The 13,361-nt window shown below is 55.9% G+C and carries 14 protein-coding genes; 8 read left to right on the top strand and 6 right to left on the bottom strand.

All coding sequences use genetic code 11. From position 1 onward, the window contains the following. Nucleotides 1–8: 8 nt before the first annotated feature. The 3 genes from aroA to ABWV47_RS13030 all read left to right on the top strand — a co-directional run bounded on the left by aroA (nt 9) and on the right by ABWV47_RS13030 (nt 2,673). A complete protein-coding gene (gene aroA, locus ABWV47_RS13040) occupies nt 9–1,355 on the top strand; it encodes a 3-phosphoshikimate 1-carboxyvinyltransferase (RefSeq protein ID WP_353312485.1) in 1,347 nt (448 codons plus the stop codon). Nucleotides 1,356–1,398: 43 nt separating this feature from the next. Beyond that, nucleotides 1,399–1,956: a hypothetical protein gene (locus ABWV47_RS13035; protein ID WP_353312483.1), complete on the top strand. Its 558-nt coding sequence runs from the start codon at nt 1,399–1,401 to the stop codon at nt 1,954–1,956. Nucleotides 1,957–2,046: 90 nt separating this feature from the next. After that, entirely contained in the window at nt 2,047–2,673 is a 627-nt protein-coding gene (locus ABWV47_RS13030) for a (d)CMP kinase (RefSeq protein ID WP_353312481.1), read from the top strand. On the opposite strand, the gene ABWV47_RS13025 is transcribed toward ABWV47_RS13030, so the two are convergent. Next, the gene (locus ABWV47_RS13025) at nt 2,670–3,056 is read right to left on the bottom strand and encodes a winged helix-turn-helix transcriptional regulator (RefSeq protein WP_353312479.1); all 387 of its coding nucleotides are present in this window, start codon (nt 3,054–3,056) and stop codon (nt 2,670–2,672) included. The two genes, ABWV47_RS13030 and ABWV47_RS13025, sit on opposite strands and share 4 nt — an antisense overlap. 141 nt (nt 3,057–3,197) lie before the next feature. Between ABWV47_RS13025 and ABWV47_RS13020 the strand changes: the two genes are divergently transcribed. From ABWV47_RS13020 to ABWV47_RS13005, 4 genes are all read left to right on the top strand, one after another. Then, nucleotides 3,198–3,833, top strand: coding sequence for an NAD(P)H-dependent oxidoreductase (locus tag ABWV47_RS13020; protein ID WP_353312477.1), 636 nt, complete (start codon nt 3,198–3,200; stop codon nt 3,831–3,833). Nucleotides 3,834–3,978: 145 nt separating this feature from the next. Beyond that, nucleotides 3,979–4,239 carry a DUF6525 family protein gene (locus ABWV47_RS13015; protein WP_353312475.1) on the top strand — a complete coding sequence of 87 codons (261 nt, stop codon included), beginning with the start codon at nt 3,979–3,981 and terminating at the stop codon, nt 4,237–4,239. Nucleotides 4,240–4,474: 235 nt separating this feature from the next. Beyond that, a complete protein-coding gene (rpsA, locus tag ABWV47_RS13010) occupies nt 4,475–6,139 on the top strand; it encodes a 30S ribosomal protein S1 (RefSeq protein WP_422063645.1) in 1,665 nt (554 codons plus the stop codon). Nucleotides 6,140–6,266: 127 nt separating this feature from the next. Further along, nucleotides 6,267–7,016, top strand: coding sequence for a class I SAM-dependent methyltransferase (locus ABWV47_RS13005; RefSeq protein WP_353313870.1), 750 nt, complete (start codon nt 6,267–6,269; stop codon nt 7,014–7,016). Nucleotides 7,017–7,067: 51 nt separating this feature from the next. Here ABWV47_RS13005 and ABWV47_RS13000 read toward each other — a convergent pair whose 3' ends face one another. Then, the gene (locus tag ABWV47_RS13000) at nt 7,068–7,838 is read right to left on the bottom strand and encodes an isocitrate lyase/PEP mutase family protein (protein WP_353312471.1); all 771 of its coding nucleotides are present in this window, start codon (nt 7,836–7,838) and stop codon (nt 7,068–7,070) included. Then, a complete protein-coding gene (locus ABWV47_RS12995; protein WP_353312469.1) occupies nt 7,825–8,898 on the bottom strand; it encodes a bifunctional transcriptional activator/DNA repair enzyme AdaA in 1,074 nt (357 codons plus the stop codon). The genes ABWV47_RS13000 and ABWV47_RS12995 overlap by 14 nt, the downstream gene beginning before the upstream one ends. A 120-nt stretch (nt 8,899–9,018) precedes the next feature. Between ABWV47_RS12995 and ABWV47_RS12990 the strand changes: the two genes are divergently transcribed. Beyond that, nucleotides 9,019–9,402 carry a VOC family protein gene (locus tag ABWV47_RS12990; RefSeq protein WP_353312467.1) on the top strand — a complete coding sequence of 128 codons (384 nt, stop codon included), beginning with the start codon at nt 9,019–9,021 and terminating at the stop codon, nt 9,400–9,402. A gap of 56 nt (nt 9,403–9,458) precedes the next feature. Here ABWV47_RS12990 and ABWV47_RS12985 read toward each other — a convergent pair whose 3' ends face one another. From ABWV47_RS12985 to ABWV47_RS12975, 3 genes are all read right to left on the bottom strand, one after another. After that, complete coding sequence (locus ABWV47_RS12985; protein ID WP_353312465.1) at nt 9,459–10,370, bottom strand: ABC transporter permease; 912 nt, start codon at nt 10,368–10,370, stop codon at nt 9,459–9,461. After that, on the bottom strand, nt 10,363–11,370 hold the full coding sequence (locus ABWV47_RS12980) for an ABC transporter permease (RefSeq protein ID WP_353312463.1): 1,008 nt from the start codon (nt 11,368–11,370) through the stop codon (nt 10,363–10,365). The genes ABWV47_RS12985 and ABWV47_RS12980 overlap by 8 nt, the downstream gene beginning before the upstream one ends. Before the next feature lie 110 nt (nt 11,371–11,480). Further along, nucleotides 11,481–13,181 carry a peptide ABC transporter substrate-binding protein gene (locus ABWV47_RS12975; protein WP_353312461.1) on the bottom strand — a complete coding sequence of 567 codons (1,701 nt, stop codon included), beginning with the start codon at nt 13,179–13,181 and terminating at the stop codon, nt 11,481–11,483. Between the last annotated feature and the right edge of the window lie 180 nt (nt 13,182–13,361).

Below are 13,361 nucleotides of genomic sequence, written 5' to 3'. Positions count from 1 at the left end.
ACGCACCTATGTCCGGACACGGCACTCCGATCCCGATGACCTCTTCCCCCTGCGGCTCGCTCTCTGGCGAGGCGCATGTGCCCGGCGACAAATCGATCAGCCACCGCAGCCTCATTCTGGGCGCGATGGCGGTGGGCGAAACCAAGATCAGTGGCCTTTTGGAAGGTGAAGATGTGCTCGACACCGGCAAGGCTATGGCGGCGTTTGGTGCCGAGGTGATCAACCATGGTGGCGGCAATTGGTCGGTGCACGGCGTGGGTGTCGGCGGGTTCGCGGAGCCAGACAACGTGATCGATTGCGGCAATTCCGGCACCGGTGTGCGCCTGATCATGGGCGCAATGGCAACCAGCGACATCACAGTGACTTTCACAGGGGACGCAAGTCTCAATGGACGTCCGATGGCCCGAGTGACCGATCCGATTGCTCTGTTTGGAGCGCAAGCGGTTGGTCGCTCAGGTGGCCGTTTGCCGATGACCATAGTGGGTGCAAAAGATCCTCTCCCGGTGCGCTATGAGGTGCCGATGCCCTCCGCGCAGGTGAAATCCGCGGTGTTGCTTGCCGGTCTGAATGCGCCGGGTCAAACCATTGTGATCGAAAAAGAGGCCACACGCGACCATACCGAGCGCATGCTCACAGGTTTTGGGGCTGACATTTCTGTTGAGGAAACGAACGAAGGTCGGGTGATTACCTTGACCGGTCAGCCAGAGCTAAAACCGCAAACCATTGTGGTGCCCCGTGATCCCAGTTCGGCAGCGTTTCCGGTGTGCGCGGCTATCATCACACCGGGTTCTGATGTGTTGGTGCCCAACATCGGGCTGAACCCCACACGTGCAGGTTTGTTCACGGCGCTCAAAGAAATGGGCGCGGACCTGACATATGAAAACCAGCGCGAAGAGGGCGGCGAGCCCGTGGCCGATCTGAGGGCGAAGTTTTCGCCGGGTCTCAAGGGTATCGAGGTTGACCCAGCCCGTGCCGCTAGCATGATTGATGAATATCCTGTTCTGTCGGTGGTTGCGGCCTTTGCTCAGGGTGACACTGTCATGAAGGGCGTGAAAGAGCTGCGCGTGAAGGAAAGTGACCGAATTGATGCCATGGCCACAGGTCTGCGTGCCAATGGTGTTGACGTGGACGAAGGCCCGGATTGGTGGGTCGTGAAAGGTCTTGGTCATGGCAACGTACCCGGTGGTGCAACCTGTGAAAGCCATTTGGACCATCGCATTGCCATGAGCTTCATGGTGCTGGGGATGGCCACTCAGAAACCAGTCAGCGTGGATGATGGCAGTCCAATCGCAACATCTTTCCCAATCTTTGAACCCCTCATGGCCGGTTTAGGCGCAAACGTGACGCGGGATTGATCGCAGAGGGCTTTCAAAGCTTTTTGTTGATTTTGCGAGTGCCATGGTCATGATCACCTCCACCACATTCGGTTGGGGGGACACAGAGAGGGTCCAAATGCAGAGAGCGTTCTGGTGTAGCTTTGTGGCGGCTGGCGGGGTTTACCTACTGATGCTCTTTTGGTCGCTGCCAGTGATCAGCGCATCGGCAGGCGGGCTTGTGCCATTTGACATGCGTCCGACGGGGTATTCCGTACAAGATGCACGTCAGTTTCTCGCGGCACTAAGTGAAGAGGGGCGCGATTTTTATCTGTCGGTGCAGCTTCGGCTCGACCTGCTCTACCCGGCTTTGCTTGGGATGATGTTGGTGATTGGTTTTCAGCGTGTGTTTGGCACACCTTGGTCCACCGTTTTCTCTGTGGTGGCCTTGATCATGGTGTCGGCGGACTACTTGGAGAACTACATGATCTCCATAATGCTGCATGGCGGTGCCAGCGGTATCAATGACAGTGTTGTTGCTTTGGCAAGCTTTTGGACAACGTGCAAATCGGTCTCTGCAACTGTGGCTTTTTGTGCACTGTTGCTTGGCGCGATGGGAAAGGCCCGCCGTCGGTGGGTGTAGACACACGCAAGACTTGCGTTAAACAGAGCTGCTGGGTACAGCGACAGATAGACCATTCCATTGGTCGCCGCGGAAGACACAGGACGGAACATGCGTTTCACAATTGCGATTGATGGGCCCGCGGCTGCAGGCAAAGGCACGATATCCAAATCAGTGGCTGAGCATTTTGGATTTGCCCATTTGGACACAGGATTGTTGTACCGGGCGGTTGGCGCACGGACATTGGACGGCACCAACCCGGTTGAAGCGGCCAAAGCACTTGTGGCTGAGGATTTGCAGGCCGATACATTGCGTACTCCGGAAGTGGCCCAAGCGGCGAGCCGAGTGGCCGTCATCGCTGAGGTGCGCGCTGCACTTGTGGATTTTCAGCGTGCATTTGCGCGTCGGGCAGGGGGGGCTGTGCTTGATGGGCGCGACATTGGTACAGTGATTTGTCCAAATGCTGAGGCCAAGCTGTTCATCACTGCCAGCGCTGAGATCCGCGCTGCGCGACGTTTTCAAGAGCTTTCCGACAAAGGTGTCGAGATCACGTTGGACGCTGTGTTGGCTGACGTTCTGGAGCGCGATGCGCGTGACACGGAACGCAAAGAGGCACCGCTCAAGCCTGCCGAAAGTGCAATTGTGATTGATACGACGGATCTGAGCATTGACGATGCGTTGTCCGCTGCTGTCGCAGCGATTGTCAAACTACATCCAGACGCGCACTTAGCGCTTTAAGCTGTCTTGGCTTCGGGATTTTCGACATCGTAGTCTGCGCGCGCAGCGTCGATGTTCGGCAAATTGTTCAAAGCCCAATAGCCAAGCACGCTCAAAGGTTCGTGAAACGAACGCCCCAAATCAGTCAAAGAGTACTCCACCTTGGGTGGGATCGTTGGGTAATAGGTGCGGCTGACCAACCCGTCACGTTCCAACTCCCGCAGTTTGAGTGCTAGCATGCGTTGTGAAATGCCTAAGTGGCGTTTGAGGGCGTTGAACCGCAGCACATCGTAGGTTGCCAGTGAGATCACAATCAACACACACCAGCGATCCCCGACGCGTCCCAGCACCTCGTTGATGCGAGAGCAGTCCGGGCATTGCGGCAGAGCTTTGGGCGCTGTCATAGTGGTTCCTTCCGTGTAACCAGGTCTCAAAATAGTGCCTTCTTGTGGCCAAATCTGGTTCCTCTTATATCGTCAGTACCAAAATTAAACCACCCTTCAGGCGACTTCTGAAAGCCCCGAGGGACAAGAGGTAAGGCCGACATGACCACGCTTAAAGACCTGATGAACTGGCGCTATGCCACCAAGAAAATGGACCCGAGCAAAACTGTCTCTGAGGACAAAGTGGAGGCCATCCTTGATGCAATCCGCATGGCTCCAACGTCCAGCGGTACTCAGCCGTTTGAAGTGTTTGTGGTGACAAATGATGAGATGCGTGCCAAAATTCGTGAAGTTGGTTGGGATCAGAGCCAGATCACTGAAAGCAGTCACTTGTTGGTGTTTGCGGCGTGGGACAACTACACGGCAGAACGCATTGATGCTGTGCGTGCGCACATGGAAGAGCTGCGGGGCGAAAACCCGATGCTTACCGAATATTACGAAAAATTGAAGTCCATCTACCTGCCACGCGACACGCAGGTCAATCACGACCATGCGGCCCGTCAGGGTTACATTGCGTTGGGTTTTGCCATGCTGGCGGCAGCAGAGCTTGGCGTGGACACATGCCCTATGGAAGGATTTGATCCAGAGGCCGTGGACGAGATCATGGGCCTGAAGGAGCTGGGGCTGCGCTCTGTCACACTCCTTCCGCTTGGATACCGCCAAGAAGGCGCTGATTGGTTGTTACCCATGCAGAAGGTCCGAAAATCGCGCGATACTTTGGTCAAGTCCATCAGCTAACCTCCTATTTTGCGCGGCCGGCACACCTGTTGTCAGCGCTGGCCGCGCAGTTTCGGGCACAGGGTCCTCGCCCAAAGTTTCCCGGTTGCCATTGTTTCAATTTGATATGTAATACTATATCAAATTTCTGATTTGGCAGAGACTCATGAGCAGAAACCTGAACAGCAGCTTGCGTGGCCGGCGCCGGCACGGAAACAGCATGACCGCCTATGATGCGCTCCCGCCCGAGTTGCGCAAGTGGTTGCACACGGCGGCGTTGCCATGGAGCCCGGCGTCTGCACGAGGGGTTTGGCGCAAAGCGGGTGGACATAAAGACCCCAACGCGGCGATCGAACGCCTTAAGATGATTGAGCAGGCGACGCTGCGCCGTGACCAGATGCATGTCGGAATCGACTTGCCCACATAAGCGATTATCGCTATAGAGCGCCCTGTCTATAAGGCGCAAATGCCATAAAACAACAAGACGAGCAGGGTCGGACGCACCGGCCCTCTTTGTTTTTTGTGTGTTTTCTTGTTGTTGGCGCGCCCTTGACCAACCTGTTCTGCCAGAATGGCGGGGCGCTAACCCAGACCGGCGGAGACAACCGCACGGCCAGAAAAAATGTTTGTAAAGGAAATGACGCCACATGGCTGATACAACTATGGAGGAATTCGAAGCCCTCCTTAATGAAAGCTTCGAAATGGACACACCGAACGAGGGTTCGGTTGTCAAAGGCAAAGTCATCGCAATTGAAGCGGGCCAAGCCATCATCGACGTTGGCTACAAAATGGAAGGCCGCGTTGATCTTAAAGAATTCGCAAATCCTGGTGAAGCTGCTGAAATCGCTGTTGGCGACGAAGTAGAAGTCTTCCTGCGCTCGGCTGAAAACGCCCGTGGCGAAGCGGTTATCTCCCGTGAGATGGCGCGCCGCGAAGAAGCATGGGATCGCCTCGAGAAAGCATACGCAGACGAAGAGCGCGTTGAAGGCGCAATCTTTGGTCGCGTCAAAGGCGGCTTCACAGTTGACCTCGGCGGCGCCGTGGCCTTCTTGCCTGGTTCTCAGGTTGACGTGCGCCCAGTGCGTGACGCTGGCCCACTGATGGGTCTGAAGCAGCCGTTCCAGGTTCTGAAAATGGACCGTCGTCGTGGCAACATCGTTGTATCGCGTCGTGCGATCCTCGAAGAGTCCCGCGCAGAACAGCGTGCCGAAGTTATCGGCAACCTGACCGAAGGCCAAGCGGTCGACGGTGTGGTCAAGAACATCACCGAATACGGTGCGTTTGTTGACCTCGGCGGTGTTGACGGCTTGCTGCACGTCACGGACATGGCATGGCGCCGTGTGAACCACCCATCTGAGATCCTGACAATTGGCGAAACCGTCAAAGTTCAGGTCATCAAGATCAACAAAGAAACCCACCGCATCAGCTTGGGCATGAAACAGCTGCAGGAAGATCCATGGGATCTGGTTGCTGGCAAGTACCCACTGTCTTCTGTGCACAAAGGCCGCGTGACCAACATCACCGATTACGGTGCATTTGTTGAGCTGGAGCCGGGTGTTGAAGGTCTGGTTCACGTGTCTGAGATGTCTTGGACCAAAAAGAACGTACACCCCGGCAAGATCGTTTCCACCTCGCAAGAAGTGGACGTCATGGTGCTGGAAATCGACGGCTCCAAGCGTCGCGTTTCCTTGGGTCTCAAGCAGACTCAGCGCAACCCATGGGAAGTGTTTGCAGAAACACACCCAGAGGGCACCGAGGTCGAAGGCGAAGTCAAGAACATCACCGAATTTGGTCTGTTCATCGGCCTGCCTGGCGAGATCGACGGCATGGTTCACCTCTCCGACTTGTCCTGGGACGAGCGCGGCGAAGAAGCGATCCAGAGCTACCACAAGAACGACGTTGTTCAGGCGGTTGTCTCCGAAGTTGACGTCGAAAAAGAGCGTATCTCTCTTTCGATCAAAGCACTCGGCGGCGACAAATTCGCAGATGCAGTTGGCGGCGTGAAGCGCGGCTCTATCGTGACCTGTGAAGTGACAGCGATCGAAGATGGCGGCATCGAAGTGGCTTATGAAGGCATGAAATCCTTCATCCGTCGCTCCGACCTGTCTCGCGACCGTGCAGACCAGCGTCCAGAGCGCTTCAATGTTGGTGACAAGCTTGATGTGCGCGTGACCAACATCGACAGCAAGACTCGTCGTCTGGGTCTGTCGATCAAAGCACGCGAGATTGCAGAAGAGAAAGAAGCCGTCGAACAGTATGGGTCTTCCGACTCCGGCGCGTCTCTTGGCGATATCCTCGGCGCAGCGCTGAAAACAGGCGACGAATAAGGTCAATCGACCTTTTATCGCTTACAGAATTGGAGAACCCCGCCAGTGATGGTGGGGTTTTTCTTTTGGAACGAGGCGGTGATTTGGGTAAGCTCAAGGGCGCGTTGACTTACATCTTTTGGCAGATATGAAGAACATCGACAGCTTATATTCAGAGCCAGAGCTTGTGCAGATTTATGATGCAATCAATGCGGGGCGCGCTGATTTCGATTTTTACCTGTCACAATTGCCTAGCACCCCCTGTACCATCTTGGATGTCGGTTGTGGCACCGGGCTTTTTGCAGTTGAACTGGCCACACTTGGCCACTCAGTCACCGGGTTGGATCCGGCGGTGGAAATGCTGGCTGTTGCCAGAACACGCCGAGCTGCGCATCAGGTAATATGGCACACCGGCGTGCTTTCAGATTTTGCAGTGACACAGCGGTTTGAAGTGATTGTCATGACCGGCCACGCCTTTCAATGCCTGCTGACAGTTGCGGATATGGATGCATTCTTTCATAGCGCCTTGGCGCTGTTGGCGCCCGGCGGTGTGTTGTTGTTTGAGAGCCGCAACCCAAACACCAAGGCCTGGCAGCAATGGACACCGGCCCATGCAGAGCCTCCTGTTGTTCTGGAGGATGGCCGCGCGGTGCAGCTCACACATGAGGTGATCAAGCAAGATGGCCCTTATGTAACGTTTGAGGAACGGTACACGTTCCTGCCCGGGGGCGGGCAAAAACGGTCCACGTCAACATTGCGGTTTTCGAGCAAAACGGAGATTTTGGCGATGGCGGATGCTGCGGGTTTTGGTGTGACGGCGCTTTGGGGGGACTGGTCTGGCGCAGCGTTTGACGAATACTCCAGTCCAGAGATGATTTTTTCTCTCAACCCAAGATGACCTGAGAAACGCGTGCCTTTGTTCTTGTCTTGGCCGTACGCGTCCCCGCCCTCAACCTGCTTTGCCGTAAAGTTGTTTTGCTTGAGCTGTAAGCGCACGCAAGGCCGCCCGATATGGGGCCGGACCAAAGCTGATACGAGACACACCTAGCTCTGCCAACGGAGCGGTATCCGCAGAAATATCCAAACACATCACATTCACGGGCAAAGCGCTGGCGTCACAGACTTGGGTGATCATCTTTGGATCGCTTAGTCCGGGAACAAAAAAGCCACTGGCTCCGGCGTCGGCATAGGCTTTGCCACGTGTGATAGCTTCTTGCAAATGGGTGCCGTGCGCCTCCGGTGCCGATTGTAAAAAGAGATCGGTTCGGGCATTTATGAAGAGGGGCAGGCCCGCATCATCTGCTGCGGCGCGGATCGCTTGGATGCGGTCGGATTGCGTCTCTACGCTGTGCACCCCTTCGCCTGTGACCACGCGGTCCTCAAAGTTGATGCCGATGACACCGGCTTGCAGAACTTGGGCTACGTTGGCACGCAATGCATCTGGTGCCACCGCGTACCCGCCTTCAAAATCTAGCGATACAGGCACATCACAGGTTGAGGTGATACGTGTAGCGATGCTCAAAAGCGTATCCAGTGGTAAGGCTTCGCCATCTGCATAGCCTTGGGCCGCAGCAACCGACCAGCTTCCGGTGGCAAGGGCAGGCGCGCCGCCTTTCTCAATTGCTGCGCCGCTGCCAGCATCCCAACAATTGTAGAGCACCAACGGCGTGCCGGGTGTGTGAAGATCGGCAAAGATGCGGGCGCGGTCAGCTTGAGTCATGAGCTAGTCCTTTGGTGTATTGGCGTTCGATTTCAATGAGTTTTTGCTTGCGCCAGAGACCGCCACCGTAGCCAGTCAGAGCGCCATCTGCGCCCAACACACGGTGACAGGGCACCAGCAAGGCAATTTGATTGGCCGCATTGGCTCTAGCCACTGCACGTGTGGCTGCGGGACGGCCCATGGCTTGGGCCAGCTCGGAATAGGTGCGAGTTTCTCCGGCGGGGATGTCGCACAGCGCGTGCCAAACGTCCTTGGTGAACGGCGTGCCATGGAAAGCCAGGGGGGTGTGAAACTTGGCGCTTTTTCCCGCGAAGAACATGCGCAGTTCAGCTTCGACTTGATCGGTGGGGGCGTACCGACCTAACCCAAGATCACCCTTGGCAAAGTCTCGGAGGCGGGACAGCTCACGGGGCAGGGCTTTGCGCTCAACAAATTCCAGAAGGTGCAGATGGGACGCGCTGGACACCGCGATCAAGTCGCCCAGAGGTGAGGTGATCCAGTCAGCGCACAATAGTCCGCCTTGGTGTAAATCGGCAGGGGCACATCCGAGAAGGCGCGCAAAGGCTGCGCGAAACGCAGAAGGGCTTTCAAAACTGGCGCTGTGCTGGGCATCAATCACCTTTTCACCGGAACTGAGGGCTTCAAAACCTTCACGCAATCGCCGTTGTCGTGCCATCTCCAGAAACGTCATGCCAAACTGGCGTTTGAAAGACCGACGTACGGTGGAGAGATCAAAGCCCATCTGTGCCACGTGACGTTCAGACCAACGGATGTCGGGGCGTTCGTCTAGGGCACTTAGAAGTGCGGCTATGGCGGGGTCGGACTCTGCGGCTGGCGCCATTGGATGGCAGCGTTTGCAGGCGCGATAACCAGCTTCGATGCATTCCCCGATAGAGGCAAAGAACGTGCAATTCTCCGACTTTGGTTTGCGGGCCGGACAGGTCAGGCGACAGAACACACCAGTGGAAGACACACAGACATATGCGCGGCCGTCGTAGGCTGGGTCGCGGGCCAAAAGCGCGGCATAAAGTGTGTCATGGGAAGGCAGATCAAACAACATGGGGGCACCCTAACAGGCGCCTTTGGCTGTGCAGCCGGAAATCAGGCGTGTATTCAGAAAAGTGAACGCAGACAGCTGGCTGCCGTTTGTGCCGCTGACAAAATGGATGAAAGGGCCCTCATGATAAAGATCAACCGACTCGACCACTTGGTGCTGACGGTGGCCAGTATTGACGCCACAGTGGCGTTTTATCGGGATGTCTTGGGGTTTGGTGTTGTGGCCTTTGGAGATGGGCGTTTGGCGTTATCCTTTGGGGAGCAAAAAATCAATTTGCATGAGGCTGGGAGAGAGTTTGAACCCAAAGCCGATAGGCCCACACCGGGCTCTGCGGACCTTTGCCTCATTGCAACAACACCATTGGATGCGGTGGTTGTACATCTCCAGCAGAAGGGAGTGACAATTGAAGAGGGCCCAATTACACGCACTGGTGCGATGGGACCCATTCAATTTGTCTACTTTCGCGACCCGGATCGAAATTTGATCGAAGTGTGTAACTACGACTAAACGCCAAAAGGCCGAGCATGCACTCGGCCTTTTGTTTGTTTGTGAAGAGAAGCGGCTTACCGGCCACGAATGCGCGGATCAAGCGCATCACGCAGACCATCGCCGAGGTAGTTCACCGACAGCACGGTCAACGAGATTGCCAGACCGGGCCAGAAGACACGCTCTGGATAGTCTTGCAGATACTGTACTGCGTCATTCAGCAAACGGCCCCAGGTTGGGAAATCCGGTGGGAAGCCAAGGCCTAGGAACGACAGCGCGCTTTCTGTGATGATCGCGTTTGCGATGCCAAGCGTGGCGGACACCATGATTGGGGACAGCACGTTGGGCAGGATGTGCCGCGTGATCATGTTCGTGTTCGATGTGCCAATGGACCGTGCTGCCAGAACAAACTCACGTTCTTTCAGCGCCAACACATCGCCCCTTACGATCCGTGCCGTAGGCATCCAGGATGTGACGCCAATCGCAACCACGATCAGGATGAATATCCCGCGCTCCGGCCCCACAGCGGAGGACAAAGGTTCGCGAAACAGCATCATCATCACCAACAGTAGCGGCAGGATCGGCAGCGCCAGAAACAGGTCGGTCAACCGCATCAGTGGGCCATCCAACTTTTTGAAGTACCCAGCGACAATGCCAACAAAGCTGCCTAAACCTAGCGCCAGCAACATGGCGGTCAGGCCCACGGCAATCGACGTTTGCCCACCTGCCATCATACGTGCAAGTAGGTCGCGGCCCAATTGGTCGGTGCCAAACGGGTGTGCGAAACTTGGGCCTTGGTTGCGGGCTCGGATGTCGATGTAGGTCGCATCATAAGGCCACAACCATGGGCCTATAAACACGCCAAACACGATGAACAAAAAGATGATCCCACCGAGCAGCGCACCTTTGTGGGCTTTGAACTGATGCCAGACGTCTACCCATTGGGACCGCTGCGGTGTGGTCGGTTCGGTGTTGGTGGTATCAGTCATAGCGGATCCTCGGATCAAGAATGCCATAAAGCACGTCTGCGATCAGGTTGAAGAAGACAATCAAAATAGCGAACATAAAGGTCAGCGTCTGCACGGTGGGCAGATCGTTGGCCTGAATGGCACCAATCAATTGTCCGCCAATGCCGTTCACTGAGAACACTTGTTCGGTGATGATCGCGCCGCCAAAGATGGCTGGCAGCCCCAGAGCAATCACAGTGACAACCGGAATCATCGAGTTGCGCAGCACATGCACCAGCACAACCACCCGCTCGCTCAGGCCTTTGGCGCGCGCCGTGCGCACATAGTCCTGATTGAGGTTGTCCAGCATCGAGGCGCGCATGTAGCGGCTGATCTGCGCCGTGGTCTGCATGGCAAGCACCATCACTGGCATAATCATCTGACGCAGCTGATAGACAAAGCTGTCCCAATCCACCACCTCATGGGTGGTGTCATAGATAAATGGGAACCAACCTAGGTTCACCGAGAACAACACAATCACCAGCGGGCCGGTGAAGAAAGGCGGAATGGAATAGCCGATCATGGTGATGAACGTACCAGCCTGATCAAACAGCGAATACTGTTTGTAGGCCGAATAAATCCCGATCGGCAGGGCGATCAGGATGCCCACGATGTAGGACATGCCGACGACCCATAGGGTCTGTGGCAGGCGCTCGACAACCACGTCCATCACGGGGCCGCGGTGCTGCCAGCTGATGATACGCAGCTTTCCTTCAGAGAAGGTCGTGCCAAACATGTGGTCAAATAGGACCTGAGGTTCCACCCAGAAGAACTGCACCAACCACTTGTAGAAGCGGATGTAGCCAGGTTCGCCGAGGCCCAGAGCCTGGCGCATCTTTTCTTTGACTTCCGGCGGAACGGTGAGCGGGACTTGAGCCATCGGATCGCCCGGCGCGAGCTCGAGCAGGAGGAAGATGACAAGCGAGATAAAGAGGAGCGTCGGGATCGCAAGGATCAGACGTCGTATTGTGAAGGTCAGCATCTAAGGCGCCTTTTGCGTCTGTTTTTTTTGTTGAGCCGCGCGCAGTGACCTGACTGCGGGGCTAGAAAGAATTGGGGCGGCCCCCTGAAGGCCCGCCCCGCAATGTGTGATTACTTCACACGATGCCAATCAGCAACATTCCACAGCTCGGAGTCCCAAGTGTTCAGAACAACGCCGCCGAGAGAGCTCGCGTGTGCGGACACACGGCCACGGTGCACCAATGGCACGATGGTGAAGCTTTCGTTGGTCAACATGTCGTTCATCTTCTTCGCGATCTCGCCGCGTTTCTCGATGTCACCGGTGCGGGCCAGCTCGTCGATCAGAGCGTCATATGCTGGATCGCAGAAACGGTTGATGTTCTCACCCTGCCACTGGCTGTCCGGCTTCGGCTCACCACCACAGCGATACGCTGCGAGGTACTGCTGAGGATCGGTGCCGTTGAAGGTGTTGGCATACATTTCCACGTCTGCGTAGAACTTCTGGAAAGTGTCAGGAGAACCTGGGTCACCACCGAAGAATACGGATGCAGACAGGTTGCGCAGTTCGGTTTCAACACCGATTTCGCTCCACCACTGTTTGATCAGCGCTTGGAAATCCTGACGCACAGCGTTTGTGGACGTCTGGTACTGAAGGGACAGTTTCACGCCGTCTTTTGCGCGGATACCGTCGCCACCTTTAACCCAACCAGCTTCGTCCAGCAGGGCGTTCGCACCGGCGATGTCCTGTGTGAAACAGTCGGTGTTGCCAGATGCGTAGTTCACAGGAACAGGCACCAGATCACAGGTCACTTTACCTGCTTTGCCGTAACCGATCTCCACCAGCAGTTCGCGGTCAATCGCCATCGACAGTGCTTTGCGCACGTTGATGTCAGACAGGAACGGGTGTGGATGTGCAACAGTCGCGCGCTCACCTTCTGGTAGGTCAGAAGATGGGTTGGTCATGTTCATTTCGATACGCTCAACCAAAGGACCAAAGCCAGCAATCGCAACGCCTTTGCCGCCTTCTTCCATTTTGGCAATCACATCGGGTGCCAGCTGCAGGTTCCAAGCGTAGTCAAATTCGCCTGTTTCCAGAACCGCACGACCAGCACCGGTTGCGTCTCCGCCCCCTTTGAAAGTCACGGTTGCAAATGCAGGCTTGGCCGCATCACGGAAGTTTGGGTTGGCTTCGTACTGAATCACGTCGTTGGTTTTGAATTCAGTTACGACAAACGGGCCGGTGCCGATTGGGCCAAAGTTCTCAGTTGTACACTCAGGTGCAGCAGCACCGATGCAGTTCTCAAACTGAGCTTTCTGGATGATCGGAGACTGACCACCCACGAAAGGACCGTATGGGTTTGGCTTTGGCTGATTGAACGTCACCTTAACGGTTTTCTCGTCCAGAGCTTCGATGCTTTCAACGCCGTCAAAGAATGCAGCCTGCGCACAGCCCCCTTCAGGGTGCATACAGTACTCACCGGTGAAAACGACGTCAGCAGAGGTCACTGCAGTGCCATCAGACCACATCATGCCATCAGCGATGGTCCACGTGATCGAGGTGAGGTCCTCAGATACGCCGCCATTGGCAACGGTTGGGATCTCTGTCGCCAGATACGGAACCATCTTGCCGGTTTCGTCATAGCGGGCCAGTGGCTCAATTGTCAGAGACGCGGCTTCGATGTCCTTGGTCCCGCCGGAAAGGTAGGGGTTCAGGATCGATGGCGCTTGCCAATAGATGATGTTCACATGGCCGTCTGCGCCACGTTCTGCCATGGCCGCTGGGGCCATCACAAACGCAGCAGCTGCGCCGAGCATAAGAGATTTTGCTTTCATGTCTCACTCCAAGTTGGGCACGAATATCGTGCGTAAGGGCGGATTGGTTCCGTCCAGTTTTTTTTGTCATACAAAAGGAGCCGGCGGCGAATCTATCACAGCCTGTGCACAAAAAAGCGCCGTACTCCCCTCCGACTGTGGGCATCACAGACCAGCCGGTAAAAAATTGCAAGGGTTCGT

The organism is Shimia sp. NS0008-38b (assembly GCF_040370365.1).
In the GTDB taxonomy this organism is placed as follows: domain Bacteria; phylum Pseudomonadota; class Alphaproteobacteria; order Rhodobacterales; family Rhodobacteraceae; genus Shimia.
This window is presented reverse-complemented; position numbering and strand designations above follow the sequence as displayed.

Excerpts from the sequence above, each read along its gene's own strand:
- aroA (WP_353312485.1), top strand. The coding sequence starts at position 9 with ATGTCCGGACACGGCACTCCGATCCCGATGACCTCTTCCCCCTGCGGC.
- ABWV47_RS13035 (WP_353312483.1), top strand. The coding sequence starts at position 1,399 with ATGGTCATGATCACCTCCACCACATTCGGTTGGGGGGACACAGAGAGG.
- ABWV47_RS13030 (WP_353312481.1), top strand. The coding sequence starts at position 2,047 with ATGCGTTTCACAATTGCGATTGATGGGCCCGCGGCTGCAGGCAAAGGC.
- ABWV47_RS13025 (WP_353312479.1), bottom strand. The coding sequence starts at position 3,056 with ATGACAGCGCCCAAAGCTCTGCCGCAATGCCCGGACTGCTCTCGCATC.
- ABWV47_RS13020 (WP_353312477.1), top strand. The coding sequence starts at position 3,198 with ATGACCACGCTTAAAGACCTGATGAACTGGCGCTATGCCACCAAGAAA.
- ABWV47_RS13015 (WP_353312475.1), top strand. The coding sequence starts at position 3,979 with ATGAGCAGAAACCTGAACAGCAGCTTGCGTGGCCGGCGCCGGCACGGA.
- rpsA (WP_422063645.1), top strand. The coding sequence starts at position 4,475 with ATGGAGGAATTCGAAGCCCTCCTTAATGAAAGCTTCGAAATGGACACA.
- ABWV47_RS13005 (WP_353313870.1), top strand. The coding sequence starts at position 6,267 with ATGAAGAACATCGACAGCTTATATTCAGAGCCAGAGCTTGTGCAGATT.
- ABWV47_RS13000 (WP_353312471.1), bottom strand. The coding sequence starts at position 7,838 with ATGACTCAAGCTGACCGCGCCCGCATCTTTGCCGATCTTCACACACCC.
- ABWV47_RS12995 (WP_353312469.1), bottom strand. The coding sequence starts at position 8,898 with ATGTTGTTTGATCTGCCTTCCCATGACACACTTTATGCCGCGCTTTTG.
- ABWV47_RS12990 (WP_353312467.1), top strand. The coding sequence starts at position 9,019 with ATGATAAAGATCAACCGACTCGACCACTTGGTGCTGACGGTGGCCAGT.
- ABWV47_RS12985 (WP_353312465.1), bottom strand. The coding sequence starts at position 10,370 with ATGACTGATACCACCAACACCGAACCGACCACACCGCAGCGGTCCCAA.
- ABWV47_RS12980 (WP_353312463.1), bottom strand. The coding sequence starts at position 11,370 with ATGCTGACCTTCACAATACGACGTCTGATCCTTGCGATCCCGACGCTC.
- ABWV47_RS12975 (WP_353312461.1), bottom strand. The coding sequence starts at position 13,181 with ATGAAAGCAAAATCTCTTATGCTCGGCGCAGCTGCTGCGTTTGTGATG.